The sequence below is a fragment of the Streptomyces sp. NPDC050509 genome (assembly GCF_044457965.1).
Lineage (GTDB): Bacteria > Actinomycetota > Actinomycetes > Streptomycetales > Streptomycetaceae > Streptomyces.
Window position 1 is genome coordinate 566,365 of record NZ_JBITHL010000004.1, and the last position, 15,642, is coordinate 582,006.

Sequence of the window (15,642 nt, forward strand, 5' to 3'; positions counted from 1 at the left end):
CATGGACCAACGCACGGCCCCCCAGCCCCAGTCCCCATCCCAGCCCCAGCCCCAGCCCCAGTCCAGGGTCCGGCCCTGGTCCCGGCCCTGGCCCCGGCGCCGGTCCTGGCTCAGAGCCGGGCTCGCGCTCTCCGGGTGGCCGGCCCTCGCGGCGACGGCGCTCCCCGACGGGCAGCCGCTGCGCTGGATCCCCGTCCTGCTCTTCGTCACTCTCGGCCCCGGTTGCGCCCTGCTCCTCCCGCTGCCCGGGAGCCTGCGCCCCGCCGCCCGGCTGGAGGCCCTGGCGCTGGCCGCGCCGCTCAGTCTCTCCCTCGCGACGCTCACCGCCACCGCGCTCTTCCTCGTGGCGGGCTTCTCGGTCCCGCTGTTCCTCGGCTCGCTCGCGGTCTTCTGCACGGTCGTGGCCCCGCTGCCCGCCGTACCCCTGCCCGCCGCGACCCGAGGCGCGGCCGAGCGCACCAAACCCGTTCCGGAGGGCCCTATATGACGGCACGACGCTTACGCGGCGCGGGTCGCGGTACGTATCTGACGCTGGTCCTGGCGGCCGTCGGCGCCCTGCTGGCCGGGCTCGGGGTCTGGGTCGCCCGGGTGGAGAAGGGCGACAAGGAGGCGGACCGGGCACTGCCGGAGAACGCCGCCTCCGGCGCCCTGCCCCACGGGCGGTGCGCGCCCGGCGAGCGGCTGGAGCCGCCGTGCGGGGCCTGGTGGGGCGCGTACGTCCCGTACGCGGCGAACGGCTCGCTCACGGACGCCGTCCACGGCTTCGAGAAGAAGATCGGGCGCAAGCTGGATCTCGTCTACAACTACCACGACATGTCCAACACCCAGCGCGACGGAGTGCTGCTCACCCCCGAGGAACAGGAGCTGGGCCGGGACCGGATGCTGATGCTGGCCTGGGAGTCCACCGTGTGGACCGAGCCGCACCACGAGAACTGGACGGAGACCCAGCTCGGCTGGGCCGATCTCGCGGCCGGGAAGTACGACGAGGAGATCATCGATCCGCAGGCCAGGCGGCTCAAGGCGTACGGCAAGCGGATCTTCTTCTCCTTCGACCAGGAGACGGACTTCCGTACGCCGGACGCGGGGACGCCCGAGGAGTTCGTCGCCGCCTACCGCCATCTTTACGACCGGTTCGAGAAGCTCGGCGTGGACAACGTGGTGTGGGTGTGGACGGTCTCCGGCTATCCGGGGAACGCGGAACTGATGAAGTCGCTCTATCCGGGCGACGCGTACGTCGACTGGATCGGCATGGACCAGTACAACTACTACCGCTGTCAGCGCAACGCGCGCTGGCTGGACTTCGACGACAGCCAGCGCCCCGCCTACGACTGGCTGCGCGCGAACATATCGGACCGCAAGCCCCTCATGCTCTCCGAGTTCAGCACGGCACCCGATCCGGACGACCCGGACCGGCAGCGCGGCTGGTACCAGCAGGTGCCGCGGGTGGCGCGGACACTGCCGCAGGTGAAGGCGCTCGTCCAGTGGAACCGGCCCGTGCCGGGACCGCACTGCGATCTGACCGTCGACCGGGGCCCGGCGCTGGAGGGTTACCGGGAGGCGGGCCGCGACGACTACTTCCGCCAGCCGGTCCCGTCACGCTGACGGCGCCCGCTCCGTACCCTCTGCACTCCCCGTACCCTCTGCACTCCCCGTACCCTCCGTACCCGGCGGACGAGGAGGACCGCACCCGTCACCACGGACAGCCCCAGGAACACCGGCAGGGCCACCGCCGCGAACGGATCCTGCGCCGACCACCCGGCCACCGCCAGCACCCACACCACCCCCGACACGGCCCGCCCGTCCGCCCTCAGCGCCCACAGGGCCAGGGCGACCAGCGCCAGGCAGAGCAGGTGCAGGACGACGGGCAGGGTGCGCAGCACACCGTCGCGCCCGGCCGGCCCGGCCGTCCCCGCCAGCGTGTCCGCGAGCTGCCGGTGCCAGAGCCCCGACGCCCGGTCGGGCCGTACGCCCAGCAGCAGCGGCGCGGTGTGCAGCGCGGCGAAGGTGATCAGCGGTCCCAGGGCGAGCAGGACGGGCCCCGGCCGTTCCAGCGAGACGGCGGCGCACTGGACGACGATCAGCAGCATGCCCGCGACGAGTGTGAGCGGAGGCAGTACGTCCAGAAGCTGGGCGCCGGTGAGCTGATCGCGGCCGATGTCGCCGAGCCGGGCCAGCGGCGTCCAGAACAGCCCGGCGGAGAGCCCGAGCAGCAGCCACAGCACGGTGACGGTCCGGCTCTCGTCGATCCGGTCGGCCTGGACCGGCGGATGCGCGGGCGCGTTGCCAGGACCCCGTACGGGAACGGGGACGGCCATACCGAAGGCGGGCGTCGGCGCGTCATGGGCGCCGCGCAGATAGGCGGTGCGCCCGGCCCAGGTCGTGCCGTACGCGGCGTCCTCCTCGGCCCGCGGGTCGTCCGCCGTTTCCTCCGGCACCCCGGGCGCCCCCGTCCGGCGCAGCGCGGCCCTGCGGGCCCAGGCGGTCCCGTAGTACGCGTCCTCGCCCTCCCGCGCCGCCCCCGTCCGCCGTCCGCCGATCCAGTCGGCGCCGTCCTTCGTACGGTGGCGGTAGCGCAGCGCCGCGCACAGCCCCGGCGCCGCGACCAGGGCGATCAGCGTCATGGACAGCAGCATCGCCAGCCCCGCGCCGGAGATCCCGGCGGGCCCGAGCAGCACCAGCGCACTGCCCAGGACCAGGACGCACATGGCGCCCTGGAGCGCGGCGAGCATGCCCGTACGGCCCTGGACGCGCAGCACCCCGATGTACAGCTCGACGACGACCCGGGGCAGCGCGGCGGCGGCGAGCAGCCGGAGCACGGTGGTGCCGTGCTCGGCGTAGTCGGCGCCGAACGGGGTGAGGATCTGCGGCGCGAAGACCACCAGCACCAGCACCACGGGCACCAGCAGCAGCGTCATCCGGCGCAGCGCCCCGCGCACGCCCTCCGCCAGCCGGTCGGGGCTGTGCGAGGCGTGCGCGGTGAGGGAGGAGGCCATGTTGATGGCCATGAACTCCATCGTGCCGCCGACGGTGTAGGCGGTGTAGAAGAAGGCGTTGTGCGCGGAGTCGAAGCGGACAGCGACCATCACCGGCAGCAGATTGATCATGGCCAGGCTGAAGAGCGCCCCGACCGAGTCACCGGCGAGGAACCGCCCGATCTCCTGGCGCCGGGGCGGCTCGCGGTCCCGGTCGGCGGCGGCCTGGCGCGGGATGAGCCTGCGGAAGACCAGCCAGCCCAGCGGCAGTACGGAGAGGGCGATGGCAGCCGCCCAGGAGACGAAGACGCCGAGCACGGGCAGGGCGGTGGCGAACGCGGCGAGCATCAGCAGCTTGCCGATGGAGAAGACCGCGTTGCCGACCGGCACCCAGAACGCCTTGCGCAGCCCCGTCAGCACCCCGTCCTGGAGCGTGAGCAGCGCCCAGGCGACACAGGACGCGGTGAAGACCAGCCCGGCCGTCAGCCCGTCGAGCGGCGCGTAGGACGGGCCCCACAGGTCCAGGGTCGAGAGGAACACCACGCACGCGACGCACACCACGAGCGAGCTGACCGCGTACGCGCGCCACACGAGCGGCCCGGTGGCCCGGCCGGCCCGGGGGACGTAGCGGACCACCGCGCCGATCATGGTGGTCGCGGTGATCGAGGCGAGCAGCCGCATGGCGGCGATGGCGGCGGAACCCTGGCCGACGGCCTCCTCGGTGTAGTAGCGGGCGGCGACGAGCCAGAAGCCGAGGCCGAGGGCGGCGGAGACGCCGGTGGAGAGCATGAGCGCGTAGGCGTTGCGGAACATGGAGTCGCGCTCCCGGCCGTCCTCCTGGCCGCCGGAAGCGGGCGCCGGCGCGGTGGAGGAGACGACCGCACTCCCCGAACCACCGTCCACGAGGCCTTCGCCTCCCCGGTGCGCCCCGGGGAGCCGGGCGGTGTCAGCCACCGCTGCCGGTCTCCTCCCACTCCACCGGGCGGGCGCCCAGTCCGGTGAGGACGGCGATCGCCCGGTCCGCGTGGCGCGGATCGACGGGCAGGGCGTGCCGGGCGAACCAGGCCGCCGGGGCCGGTACCGGCGACGGGTCGGTGAACTCCGCGCCCGCGTACACGTCGAGCGGCGGATCGTAGAGGTAGCCGGTGGTGAGACGGTGCCGCGCCAGGGCGGCGATCGCCGCGTCGCGGTCCTCGACGAGCAGCGGCACCCGGAAGAGCGGCTGTACGGGCCCCGCAGCGGCGCCCGGCGCGGCCCACGGGCTGGCCAGCAGCCGCCGCGTCCCCTCGCGGTGGGCGGCGAGCGTCCCGTCGAGTCCGCGCAGCAGCCGTTCGGTGCGTCCGAGGCGCGCGCGGCCGGGGCGGAGCCGGTAGTCGTGCAGGTCGACCCGGATCCAGGAGTGGAATCCGCCGAGCCCCGGCGCTCCGGCGAGGGCCGTGCGTAACTCCGCGCCCCGCAGGGGCATCCGGATCTCCTCCCGCTCCTCCTGCCCGAGCAGCCGCAGCGCGGCGCGCGCGGCCCGTACCAGCCGCAGCCCGCGCACCCCGGCCTCGGCGTACGGCCGTACGGCGTAGGCGAGTTCGGCGGTGAGCCGGGAGGGCCGGAGCAGCGCGTCGCGGGCCCGCGCCAGCTCCGTACGCAATCCCGGGTCCGCGACCGCGAGGAAGCCGCCGGTCTTGGCGCCCACGTGCTTGGAGAGGCTGAACACGGCCGCGTCCCCGAACCCGCCGACGGGCCGGCCGCCGATCTCGCTGCCGATGGCGTGCGCGGCGTCCTCGATCAGCGGGATGCCCAACGCATCGCAGCGGGAACGCAGTTGGGGCGCGGGGTCGGGGTTCCCGTACAGATTGGTGGTGAGTACGGCGGAGAGCCCGCGCCAGACGGACTCCGGCACGGCCGCGACATCGAGGGACCCGTCGCGCGGGTCCAACGGCGCCTGCACGGGGCGCAGTCCGGCGGCGAGCACGACGAAGAAGATCACATCGTCGTTGACCGGCGACATCAGCACCCGCCCGCCGGGCGGACACCAGTGGCGCAGCGCCACATACAGCCCGAGCCGGCACGACGGCATGTACAGACACTCCCTGCCGAGGCGTTCGCCCATCAGCGACTCCAGCACGGCGTACGAGAACGCCGATTGCGCCGAGCGCGCCGGGCGCGCCGACGGCTCCGCCGGGCGGCCCTCCCCACGAGCCATTCCGCATCCCCCCTGCCCCGGCTCAATGTGTCCCATACCGGACGCCCCGTCAATAAGGCACGGCACCCCGGTACGGGCCACCCGCTCACCCCACCAGTTCCCGCACGAACCGCAGCCCGGGCCGCCCGTTCAGCTCCACCTCGCCGACGTGCGTGAACCCGGTACGGGCGAGCACGGCGCGCGAACCGGCGTTGTCCACCGCCGCGGAGGCCCGCAGTGAGGAGAGCCCGTACTCCGCGACGGCCAGCTCACACACCCGCCGCACCCCCGCGCTCGCCACCCCACGCCCGGCCACACGCTCGGCCACCCGGAACCCCAGCTCGGCGGCCCCGTCCGCCACATCCACCAGATTGACCCGCCCCCACACCGCCCCGTCCCCGTCCACGAGCAGATGGAAGTGGCACACCCCGGCCTCCTGCTCGGCGAGCAGAGCGCGGTGCCGCTCCTCGAACCGGGCGAAGTACGCGTCGCCCCGGTCGGGAATGGACGCCGCGAAGTAGGCCCGGTTCTCCCGCTCGAACGCGAGCAGGGCGGCGGCATGACCGGCACGAAGACGCTGTATCTCAGGCACGGCCCCACGCTACGTCCGCCCCGCGCCCCGGCGCCCCGCGAACGGGGCGACAGCCGTCCGTCGCATCCCGCGCAGCCATCCGACACCGGCGGCACCCTCCAGTGGGCATTTTGAGTCTCGCTCTCGCCACCGGCCGTCACTACGGTCGGTACCTGAAGGGACACGGGGAAGAATGCAAGACAAAGAACAATCATCACCGAGTGGGGGAAATATGAGAACGAAACGCCGCATTGCCACGTTGATCGCGTCGACCGCGCTCCTGGTCGGCGGAACCGTCACAACGGGCGCGGGCACAGCCGCCGCTGATCCCAACTTCACCTTCGAGGTTGACAACGTAAGCAGCAACGGGACCTTCAGCGTCGTGGCGTACAACAACGGCCGCTACGCAGGGATGGCCCATTGGAACGCTGATCCCGTCGCCTACTCACCCGGCGATGCCATGCATGCGGTGGACGCACTCGCAGACGGCTGGGGCATTGAGGCGATCCTCCAGAGCCCCTATCGTTTCGCCACGACAGTGGGCCATGACTCCCCGTACATCACGCCTTGGAAAACCGGAAATCTTCCGGAAGGCCAGAAGGTGAAGATGCGGGTCGCCGTGACCAGGGGAGGCGCCACTCACCTCTCCTCCTACTACACCGGTCACGCGTAAGCGATCCGCCGCGCCTTGCCCCGTTCTCCGAGCCTGTCCGCCGGTCGTTTCCGGACTGCCCCGGTTGGTGGGTGGTGGCTGGCGGCTGACGGATGGTGGATGGTGGATGGTGGATGGTCAGGATCGAAGGCCACCGTCGGGGTGGGCCGTGGCGCCGGCGAGTCCGTTCATGGTCATGCATGGTCATCCTCGATGCGCGCCCGGACGTTCCTGTCCGGTTTCTCCGCGGTCGAGAATCTCCATGGCCAGCCAGAGGTCATGACGCGCGTTCGGGGCCTGTACCAGTGACCGGTGCAGGACCTGTTCGAGTCGTACGAGTCGTTTACGGGCTCCTGTCACCGACACCCCGAGCGCCTGTGCCGTCGTACTCAGCCGCGTGTTGTTCCGGAGCCAGGCGCGCAGCGTGGCCTCCAGCGCGGGCGCGCCCTCATGTACGGGGCGCAACTGCGTCAGCGCCCACTCCTGTACGGCCGGCAGGCGGAGCAGCGCCCCGAAGCCGTCCCCGGCCGGAGCCGGCGGTGCCGGTCCCACTGCGCCCGGCCCGTGGTCCGTCACGCGCGGCAACGCCGCGGTCCGCAGGGCCAGATCGAGCTTCGCCTGGTCACCCACGAGCTCCAGGTTCAGGCCGAGGAGTGCGTCGATGCGGCGGAGGCGTGCGGCAAGGGTGTTGCGGTGGATCTTCATGTGCCGGGTCGCGGCAGAGGAGAAGGCCAGCCACGACCGGAGCGTGTCGGTGAGGACGCGGCTGTCGGGGTCGGTGGCGCGGGCGGGGACGTGTCCGGTCAGTGGCGCCAGCAGGTGGTCGGCCCAGGCGTGGCCGTCGCGGCCTACGACGACGGACAGCCCGAGTGCGGCGTCGAACCGCGCCCAGCGCTCGGGGCGGCCACGGGCCACCGCGAGCGCGTGGAACGCCTGTTCGTAGCCGACGGCCGTATCACGCAGCGCCAGCGCGTCGCCGGTCCCCACGACACAGCCCTCGATCCCGGCCGTGAGCGCGGCTTCCAGCGGGCGGGCGTCGGCGGGAGCGGCGGGGGGCGCGGGAGCGACGGGGGTCGCGGGAGCGACCACGAGCACATGGTCGGAGTGGACGGGACACCGTACGATCCACGCCCGGCCGCCCGTGAGTTCGGTGCAGATACGGATCGTCTCGGCCCGCCGGTCGGCGCCGCACTCGATGATATGGAACCGGGCCGGGTCGTAGAGGCGCGGCGCGAGGACGCTCGCGATCTGATGGGCCGTCGTGAGGTGCCCGGACATCAGCAGATGCAGCACGGCCTCCCGTCCGCGCGCGTCGGCGATCTCCACGCGCCGCCGGGCCCGTTCAGCCTCCTGCGCCCACCAGCAGAGCCCGAGCAGCGGCCCCGCGTCGGCCGGCGCGGCCGTCCCGAGGGGGTCGTCCCCGACGACCGCGAGGACGAGTGCGGACGGGACGGATCCGGACCGGTCCCCGGGGCCGGGTGTGTCGACGGCCAGCAGCGCGGCCGAGCGGCCCGGCGACTCGCCGACGACGAACGTACGCAGCCTCCGCTCGCGCATCACCCGCAGTCCGTCGGCGACGAGCGACATCACCTCGGAGTCGCCCCCCTGGGGAGACGCCGCCTGGACGCCGCCGACCGGATCCACGAGCCCGACCCAGCACCCCGTCCGGCGTGCCAACCACCCCACCAACGCCCCTACGCTGTCCGCCTTGCGAGCCAGTCGGTGCATGCTCAGGATGTCGGCGGCGCGCCGGGAATCCGGGGACGGCGCCACTGACTTGCCCACGCCGCACCCTTCATCTGACCGGTCAGCGTGTCGGGGGACTGGAAACCCGCCACGGGAGGAGACGGATTATCCCCGCTGCAGCGGGACGCGGTACACGGATACGTGGGAACGCGCATCGGCGGTGAATTCGGCGCCCGCCCAGTCCGCGTGCCTGCTCTCCAGCTCGAAACCGGCCAGTTGGGCCATCAGGTCGAGTTCGGCCGGCCAGATGTAGCGGTGCGGACTGCGGAAGAGCTGCGCCTCTCTGCTGTCGCCGAAGTGGAAGTGGTGCGACACGACGTGCTGACGCAGCACGTCGTACGTGTCCAGCCCGATGTAGCCGGTCTCGGAATGCCAGACGGTGGCCGCCTGGCCCGGCGGCAGCTTGCGCAGCTCGGGGACCCAGAGCTCGACCACGAACCGGCCGCCGGGCGTGAGATGGCGGGCGGCATTGCGGAAGCACTCGACCTGCTCGGCCTGGGTGAGCAGGTTGGAGATGGTGTTGAAGACGAGATAGACGAGTGTGTACTTCCCGGGGGCGGTGGCCGTCGCCATGTCACCGACGACCACGGGGATCGTCACCTCGTCGGCCCTGGTACGCAGTTGAGTGACCATCGGAAGCGACAACTCGATGCCGGTGACGGGCACCCCGCGCTCGGCCAGCGGAATCGCCACCCGGCCCGTCCCAACGGCGAACTCAAGCGCCGCCCCGTCACCCGCGAGCGCGGCGAGACGTTCCACGGCGGGCGTCACGACCTCGGGCGCGAACATGCCGACGCCGGGTGTGTCATAGCGCTGGGCGGTCTCCGTGTCCCAGATCTCTTCCTGCTGCATGCCTCCCACGTTCGGCGCCGACCTCTGCGAAGTCCAGTGATTTTCCGTGAGGCGGCTCAGACGCCGAACCGGCCGGCCTTCTTGAACGCCGTGACTCTGCGGGGGTTCGGGCGGGGGTCTGTCGGGGTGGGCCGGTGGTGCTTTATGGCGGGTGCCGCCCCCTCCCTGGTTCGATGATCGCGGCTCCGGGGTGTGCGTCAAGGGCGCTCCTGCGTCGCGTCGGCTTCGCCGATGGCCTCCGGCCACCCTTGACCCCCACCCCTGCGCCGCTGGAAAAGGCGTGGGGAGGGGGCGGGGGGGAGGGGTCCCCTGGGAAACACCGATGCCCTTGCGGTCCGTTCCAGGCTTGCCGGTCGGCTCGCCCTGCGGGGCGCGCGGTCGTGGAGTGGGGCGGTGGCGGCTTTCGTCAAGCGGCTCTCCGCCGGATGACGGTTGGGCTTCATGCCCCGCTGGTCACCCGTCGTGGGTGGGAGGGGTCGGGTGGAGTCGGGGCGGATGTGACGTGTGGGACGGGAGAGGTGCCCAACGGGGAAGTGTGTGCTGGGAGTCCCGCGTAGGTGCGCTGGCTGCGCGCAGTCACGGAACAATGGAGCCAACCCCCAATCAGCCGGGGCAAACTGGGGCATAGCGCATGCTTTTTGGGTGGGGAAGCGCCCTATCGGCTACCAAGACCGCACCCTGCCCCGGCACCGCATCCCGCCCCGGCACCCCGCCACCCCGCCACCCCGGCTCCGCCAAGTCGGCCCTCTCCGCCAAGTCGCCCCACTCCACGCCGCATTCACCACCGGCCCCACCCACGGCGAGTGACCAGCGGGGCATGAAGCCCAGCGCACGACCGGTCGGCGGACGCTTGACGATGCGCGTCACCGCCCCACTCCACTACCGCGCGCCCCGCAGGGCGAACCCACCGGCAAGCCTGGAACCGACCCCAGCGACAAGCAATGCTCCCCAGGGGACCCCTCCCCCCCCGCCCCCTCCCCACGCCTTTTCCAGCGGTGGAGGGGTGTGGGTCAAGGGTGGCCGGAGGCCATCGGCGAAGCCGACGCGAAGCGCCCTTGACGCACGCCCCGGAGCCGCGATCATCGAACCAGGGAGGGGGCGGCACCCGCCATCACACGCCACCGGCCAGCGCACCCGGGCCCGCCCGCACCGCCACACCCCGGGCAACGAGGCCGCGCCCCAAAGCCACCAGCATTGGGCTCGGGTGATCTCGGAGTGGTGCGGTCAGCCAGTTTCGGTTCAGACGCCGAAGCGTCCCGCCTTCACCCCGTCCAGGAAGGCGGCCCATTCATCCGGGGTGCAGTACTGGATGCCGCCGTCGGGGTTCTTGCTGTCCCGTATGGCGCGGCCACCGTTCGCTGTGTGGGCGATTTCTACGCAGTCCTGGGCTCCGCCTGCTGAGCGGCTGGCCTTTTTGAACGCCGTGACTATCTGCTGATTCTTCATTCTGCTTCTTTCGCGTCCGTGTGGAGGTCCTTCAGCGTCTGTCTGATGAAAGCGAGACTCTGATCAGTGGTCAGGGCGGCAGACCTCAGGGCTTCGAAGATCTTGGCGTGCACAGCCATGTCTTCCAGGTCTTCGAGAAGCACGGTACTCATCGTCGTGTCGTACGCAACGACTTCCGGCGCGGGTTCCGCCCCGAGGCTGAGCATGGTGAAGTGCGGCGAAAGATGGGCGGCCCGCCACTCGGTGAGCGGCAGTACCTGGATGCTGACGTTCTGCTGCTGCGCGACCTCGGCGATGTGCAGAAGCTGTTCGCGGTGCACCCTCGGTGAGGGCATGGGTGCGGTCAGGGCCGGCTCCCAGATCACCGCCGCGAACTGTGAGCAGCCCTCCGCGATGAACTTCCTGCGGGTCTGGCGAATGGCCACCGACTCCTCGACCGCTTCCGGGGCTTGGACGGTCGGGCTCTGGAGCACCAAGGCCCTGATGTAGTCGTCAGTCTGGAGCAGACCGGGAACGAAGAGAGGCTGCCAAGTACGGATGTACGTGGCGTCCGTCTCCAGGGTGGCGAAGTCGGAGAAGCCCGGACGCCTGCGTGCCCAGGGGAAGTTGAGCCACCAACCGCGCTTGTTGGACTCCCGGGCGAGTTGTTCGAGCTCTATGTGGACCGCGCGGTCCTCGACCCCGTACAGCTCCAGCAGCAGCCGGACGTCACCAGGACGGGCGGAGACCTGGCCGGTCTCCATCCTGCTGATTTTGGTCTTGGAGCCCGCGATGTGGTCGGCGGCGTGCTGCTGATCCAGCTTCGCCGTCTCTCGGTACCGCTTGAGCGTCGCTCCAAGTTGCCTACTGCGCACGGTAGGCCGTCCACCTGCGGGCATGTCTGTTCCTCCACTGTCCGTGATCAGTCTGCATGGCTGCGAGCGCCGGCGGCCAGTCAGCAGGCGGCCTCTTTGGTGTGCGCAATTTGCGACTTGTTCGGTTGCGTGACGATTCAGTCGCGCCCTACTGTGGATTCTGTCACAGAAAGTCGCCATGTCGGGACGTTAAGTAACTCTGGTTCCGTCTGCCCACTCACCTTGGGAGCCCCATGTCCGGGCGCACGCACATCAAGAGATTCCGGATCCGCAAGCACTCCGTACCGGAGGCCCGGCATCACGTCCAAGCTCTGCTGAGGCAGTGGAGACTCGGCTGCCTCATCGAGGACGTCTCGCTCGTCGCCACCGAGTTGACGACCAATGTCGTCCAACACGCGCGGGGCACCGGCGACTTCTTCGACATCGCGCTGCGGTGCCGCGACAGCGTGCTGATTCTCGAAGTGTCCGACTCGTTCCGGTGGAAGATGCCCGAACTCATGAAGCCCGGCGACGACGACACCGGCGGGCGCGGCCTCGTCATCGTCGACTCGCTCTGCGAGAAGTGGGGTGTACGGCCGCGTGACCCCGGCAAGACCGTATGGGCCCATCTGCCGTTCGCACCCGAGGTGTCGGCGGGTCTGCCGTTCGCACCCGAGGTGTCGGCGGGCTCGACGTGAGCGGCGCGGTCGGCGCGGCCGGTACGCGCGGGGCCCGGGTCGGCATCGCACCGTGATCCCGGCCGCCCGCCGGGCCGAAGCGCACCGCCCGGGGGCTCCCGGGCGGCAGGCCACGGCCCGTAGGGCGAACGGGTGCAGGGCTCAGCGCGCGAGGTGCCCCAGCGTCGCGCGGACCTGGTCCAACGGGGCGTCCCCGACCGGGCGCAGGACCACCGTGTCGGCGCCCGCGGCCCACAGGCTCTCGATACGGCGGGCCGTCGTCGCCGCGTCGCCCGCCGCGAGGAAGACCTCTTCGGGCGGGATGCCCAGCCAGCCGGTGTACTCCTCGATGACCGGCGCGACGGCCGTGGCGACACGGTCGGGGTGGTCGTCCACGTACAGGTGCGTGAAGGCGATGAGTTCGTGCGGGCGCGGCGTGGTCGCGGAGGCGCGGCCCTTCGCGATCGTGTCGAGCGCGGCCTTCAGTACGTCGGGACCCTGGCCCTCGGCCATGACCGTACCGTCGGCCACGCGCCCGGAGAGTTCCAGCGAACGGGGGCGTACGACACCGGCGACCAGGGGCGGCGCCATCTCCGGGGGGTGCACCAGACGTACGCCGTCGATGTGCACCGCGCGGCCGTCCACCGTCGTGGTCTCTCCGGCGAGCAGGCTCCGTACCGCCGTGATCGTCTCCTCCAGCAGCGCGAGCTTGGTGGGGGAGGAGGCGCCGACCTGGGCCATCCAGTCCGGGGAGCCGTGTCCGATGCCCGCGATGATCCGGCCGGGGAACACCCGTGCCAGCGTGGCGATTTCCATGGCGAGGAGGGCCGGGTTGCGCAGCGGCGCCGGCATGATGCCGAGGCCGACCCGCAGCCGCGTGGTGGCGGCCAGCGCGAGCGTCGCCGAGGAGACCGAGCCCGCCCAGGCGAGATCCTCCACGACCCACAGGTCGTCCACGCCGAGCTCTTCCACCGCGGTGGCGTACGCCGTGAGCTCCTCCGGGCGTCCGTCTCTGTCGAACATCACGCCGATACGGCGGGTGGCAGCGAATTCACTGGTCATCCGATGACCCTACTGAGCCCGGCGCGGGAGTTCGGCGGGTTTTCCGGGACTGCCCCGGTGGCGGACTGCCGCGGACGGCCCGTCCGCCACCGCGGCGGCAGCACCGGCCGAACAAGGTGTCGGGCACGCCCTGTTGTGCGCGACGGTCAGGCCGGATTGGATCAGGGGGACCACCATCCAGTGAAGGGGACCCAGTTGACAGTCCGACACGGTGTCAGATCTACGCAGTCGGCGAACGTTATACGTATCGCCCGGACCGTACTCCCCACGCTGGCCGCAACCTTCGGCCTTCTCGCGGCCGCCGGCGGCACGTACACGGCGAGCGCCCAGCAGCCCGCGGAATCCGCTCCCTCCGCGCTCGCCGCCGAGTCCCTCAAGGTCATGGACTGGAACATCCAGGGCGGCCAGGGTTCCGACGGCGTCACCGACATCAACCGCATCGTGAGTGTGATCGGGGCGCAGAACCCGGACGTCGTCACCCTCCAGGAGCTGCACGACAACAGCTCCATCGGCGGGCCCAACCAGTGGCAGGTACTGCTCGACGCCTTCCCTCAGTACTTCGCGCACTTCGCGAAGAGCGACACCAACGCCCTGGGCGGCGTCGCTGGCAACCTCATCCTCAGCAAGTACCCGATCAAGGAGAAGCTGACCTTCCAGCTTCCGCAGTACCCGAGCGGCACCACCGCCGTCCTGCGCAGCCTCGGCGGTGCCCGTCTCGACGTCAACGGGACGGACGTACGCGTGTACACCACGCACCTCTCCGCCGGCGTCGGGACCGAGGCCACCGAGCGGCGCAACCGGCAGGCGCGCGCCGTCATCGACAAGGTGTCCGGGGCGCTGATGACGACCCCGATGCTGCTCACCGGCGATCTCAACGTGCGCCCCGACGACCAGATCAGGCCCTGGTTCGCCGCCGACGAGTGGATCGACTCCTGGACCCGGGTGAACGCCAACACGGGCAGCGGCGCCGTCACCCACCCCGGGGACGGGCTCGACGATTCCCGTATCGACTACATCTACACGACGCCCGCGTTCGACGTCGGCGGCGCCCGCACCGCGACGACCAACGCCTCCGACCACCTGCCCGTCGTCACCGACCTGACCGTCCGCGCGGCGCCCGTCACCAGGACCGGGTCCGTGCTCGCGGGCTCCGACTCCCTCGCCGGGTGGGCCCATCTCGCGACGCAGGGCGACGGCGCCGCCGCCCTGCGCGTCTGTGACAACAAGGCGGACGGCTGGGGCGTACGCGCCTACGTGTACAAGACCTCGGGCGGCGCCCAGGTCCTGACCGGGGCGGACGGCGCGTACGCCGACCAGTGCACCACCTTCGCCACGGCGGCGGGGGCCGTGACCTCGCCTGTCGTCAAGGTCTGCCTGTACCAGGCCGGTGTGGAGAAGGACTGCCGGCAGCGGCAGCTCACCTGATCCGCAGGGAGCAGGGAGCAGGGAGCAGGGAGCCGGGAGCCGGGAGCCGGGAGCAGGGGCCCGACAGCCGGATGCGCCCGTCCCCTCGTTCAGGGGGCGGGCGCACGGCGTGACGGAAAGGGGCAGCGAGGAGAGGCGCGCACTCCGGCCCGCTCACTCCTCCAGCGTCAGACCCTTTCTGAGCTTGACCAGGGTCCGGGTGAGCAGCCGCGACACGTGCATCTGCGAGATACCCAGCTCTTCCCCGATCTCCGACTGCGTCATGTTCGCGACGAAGCGCAGGGAGAGGATCGTACGGTCGCGCGACGGCAGCGTCGCGATCAGCGGCTTCAGCGACTCGACGTACTCGATGCCTTCGAGCCCGTGGTCCTCGTACCCGATCCGGTCGGCCAGCGCGCCCTCGGTGTCGTCGTCCTCGGGCTGTGCGTCCAGCGAGCTCGCGGTGTACGCGTTGCTCGCCGTCATGCCCTCGACGACCTCCTCCTTGGTGAGGCCGAGGCACTCCGCCAGCTCACCGACGGTGGGCGCGCGGTCGAGCCGCTGCGCCAGTTCGTCGCCGGCCTTGGCGAGGTCGAGGCGGAGTTCCTGGAGCCGGCGCGGCACCCGTACCGACCACGACGTGTCGCGGAAGAAACGCTTGATCTCACCGATGATCGTCGGCATCGCGAAAGTGGGGAACTCGACGCCTCGGCTGAGCTCGAAGCGGTCGATGGCCTTGATCAGGCCGATCGTGCCGACCTGGACGATGTCCTCCATCGGCTCGCTGCGGGAGCGGAACCGGGAGGCCGCGAACTTCACCAGGGCGAGATTCAGCTCGACCAGGGTGTTGCGGACGTACGCGTGCTCGTGGGTGCCCTCTTCCAGGGCTTCCAGACGGGCGAAGAGAGTCTTCGACAGGGCCCGGGCATCCACCGCGCCCACCTCGTCGAAGGGCGGGATCTCGGGCAGGTCCATGAGCCCGTCGGAAACGCCCTCGGACTGCCAGGTGACGTCGGACGGAGTGACGTCGGTCTCAAGAGCTGCGGGCGGAGTTGCCGACGGCGCGTTCTGGGTACGCGGTTCGTCGAGCCGGGGTGACATGGTCTCCTCCATACGTTCTCGGCATATGGCTGCCGAAGCCGATACGTGTTGCTACGGTTTGCGGCGCCTCCAAAGCCGGTCGCGGTGGACGTGTCCCTACTAGCCCTACCCGGTAGGTACGTACCGTTGCAAGTGTTAATTGCGGCATAT

At 71.1% G+C, this 15,642-nt stretch carries 14 protein-coding genes; 5 read left to right on the plus strand and 9 right to left on the minus strand.

Annotated elements, in window-relative coordinates:
- Position 1: 1 nt before the first annotated feature.
- Together ACIBJC_RS14935 and ACIBJC_RS14940 are read left to right on the plus strand one after the other, a co-directional pair.
- On the plus strand, positions 2–487 hold the full coding sequence (locus tag ACIBJC_RS14935) for a hypothetical protein (RefSeq protein WP_399292104.1): 486 nt from the start codon (positions 2–4) through the stop codon (positions 485–487).
- Entirely contained in the window at positions 484–1,602 is a 1,119-nt protein-coding gene (locus tag ACIBJC_RS14940; RefSeq protein ID WP_399292106.1) for a glycoside hydrolase family 26 protein, read from the plus strand. Before ACIBJC_RS14935 ends, ACIBJC_RS14940 begins: the two co-directional genes overlap by 4 nt.
- On the opposite strand, the gene ACIBJC_RS14945 is transcribed toward ACIBJC_RS14940, so the two are convergent.
- From ACIBJC_RS14945 to ACIBJC_RS14955, 3 genes are all read right to left on the minus strand, one after another.
- Entirely contained in the window at positions 1,572–3,926 is a 2,355-nt protein-coding gene (locus ACIBJC_RS14945) for a lipopolysaccharide biosynthesis protein (protein ID WP_399292108.1), read from the minus strand. The genes ACIBJC_RS14940 and ACIBJC_RS14945 overlap by 31 nt on opposite strands.
- Positions 3,919–5,076, minus strand: a complete 1,158-nt coding sequence (locus ACIBJC_RS14950) for a DegT/DnrJ/EryC1/StrS family aminotransferase (protein WP_399292371.1) — start codon at positions 5,074–5,076, stop codon at positions 3,919–3,921. Before ACIBJC_RS14950 ends, ACIBJC_RS14945 begins: the two co-directional genes overlap by 8 nt.
- A gap of 178 nt (positions 5,077–5,254) precedes the next feature.
- Complete coding sequence (locus ACIBJC_RS14955) at positions 5,255–5,740, minus strand: GNAT family N-acetyltransferase (protein WP_399292110.1); 486 nt, start codon at positions 5,738–5,740, stop codon at positions 5,255–5,257.
- 211 nt (positions 5,741–5,951) lie between these two features.
- Here ACIBJC_RS14955 and ACIBJC_RS14960 point away from each other — a divergent pair, with 211 nt between their 5' ends.
- Complete coding sequence (locus ACIBJC_RS14960; RefSeq protein WP_399292112.1) at positions 5,952–6,392, plus strand: hypothetical protein; 441 nt, start codon at positions 5,952–5,954, stop codon at positions 6,390–6,392.
- 183 nt (positions 6,393–6,575) lie between these two features.
- Here ACIBJC_RS14960 and ACIBJC_RS14965 read toward each other — a convergent pair whose 3' ends face one another.
- The 4 genes from ACIBJC_RS14965 to ACIBJC_RS14980 all read right to left on the minus strand — a co-directional run bounded on the left by ACIBJC_RS14965 (position 6,576) and on the right by ACIBJC_RS14980 (position 11,269).
- Entirely contained in the window at positions 6,576–8,099 is a 1,524-nt protein-coding gene (locus ACIBJC_RS14965) for a helix-turn-helix domain-containing protein (protein ID WP_399292114.1), read from the minus strand.
- A 123-nt stretch (positions 8,100–8,222) separates the two neighbouring features.
- Positions 8,223–8,969, minus strand: a complete 747-nt coding sequence (locus ACIBJC_RS14970; RefSeq protein WP_399292116.1) for a class I SAM-dependent methyltransferase — start codon at positions 8,967–8,969, stop codon at positions 8,223–8,225.
- 1,239 nt (positions 8,970–10,208) lie between these two features.
- Entirely contained in the window at positions 10,209–10,415 is a 207-nt protein-coding gene (locus ACIBJC_RS14975) for a DUF397 domain-containing protein (RefSeq protein ID WP_399292118.1), read from the minus strand.
- Positions 10,412–11,269, minus strand: a complete 858-nt coding sequence (locus tag ACIBJC_RS14980) for a helix-turn-helix domain-containing protein (RefSeq protein WP_399292120.1) — start codon at positions 11,267–11,269, stop codon at positions 10,412–10,414. Before ACIBJC_RS14980 ends, ACIBJC_RS14975 begins: the two co-directional genes overlap by 4 nt.
- Before the next feature lie 233 nt (positions 11,270–11,502).
- Between ACIBJC_RS14980 and ACIBJC_RS14985 the strand changes: the two genes are divergently transcribed.
- Complete coding sequence (locus ACIBJC_RS14985) at positions 11,503–11,946, plus strand: ATP-binding protein (protein WP_399292122.1); 444 nt, start codon at positions 11,503–11,505, stop codon at positions 11,944–11,946.
- A gap of 141 nt (positions 11,947–12,087) precedes the next feature.
- Here the strand turns inward: ACIBJC_RS14985 and ACIBJC_RS14990 are convergent, their stop codons facing one another.
- Entirely contained in the window at positions 12,088–12,987 is a 900-nt protein-coding gene (locus tag ACIBJC_RS14990) for an LLM class flavin-dependent oxidoreductase (protein WP_399292124.1), read from the minus strand.
- Between the two features lie 195 nt (positions 12,988–13,182).
- Here ACIBJC_RS14990 and ACIBJC_RS14995 point away from each other — a divergent pair, with 195 nt between their 5' ends.
- A complete protein-coding gene (locus ACIBJC_RS14995; protein WP_399292125.1) occupies positions 13,183–14,412 on the plus strand; it encodes an endonuclease/exonuclease/phosphatase family protein in 1,230 nt (409 codons plus the stop codon).
- 153 nt (positions 14,413–14,565) lie between these two features.
- On the opposite strand, the gene ACIBJC_RS15000 is transcribed toward ACIBJC_RS14995, so the two are convergent.
- Positions 14,566–15,504: an RNA polymerase sigma factor SigF gene (locus tag ACIBJC_RS15000; protein ID WP_399292126.1), complete on the minus strand. Its 939-nt coding sequence runs from the start codon at positions 15,502–15,504 to the stop codon at positions 14,566–14,568.
- Between the last annotated feature and the right edge of the window lie 138 nt (positions 15,505–15,642).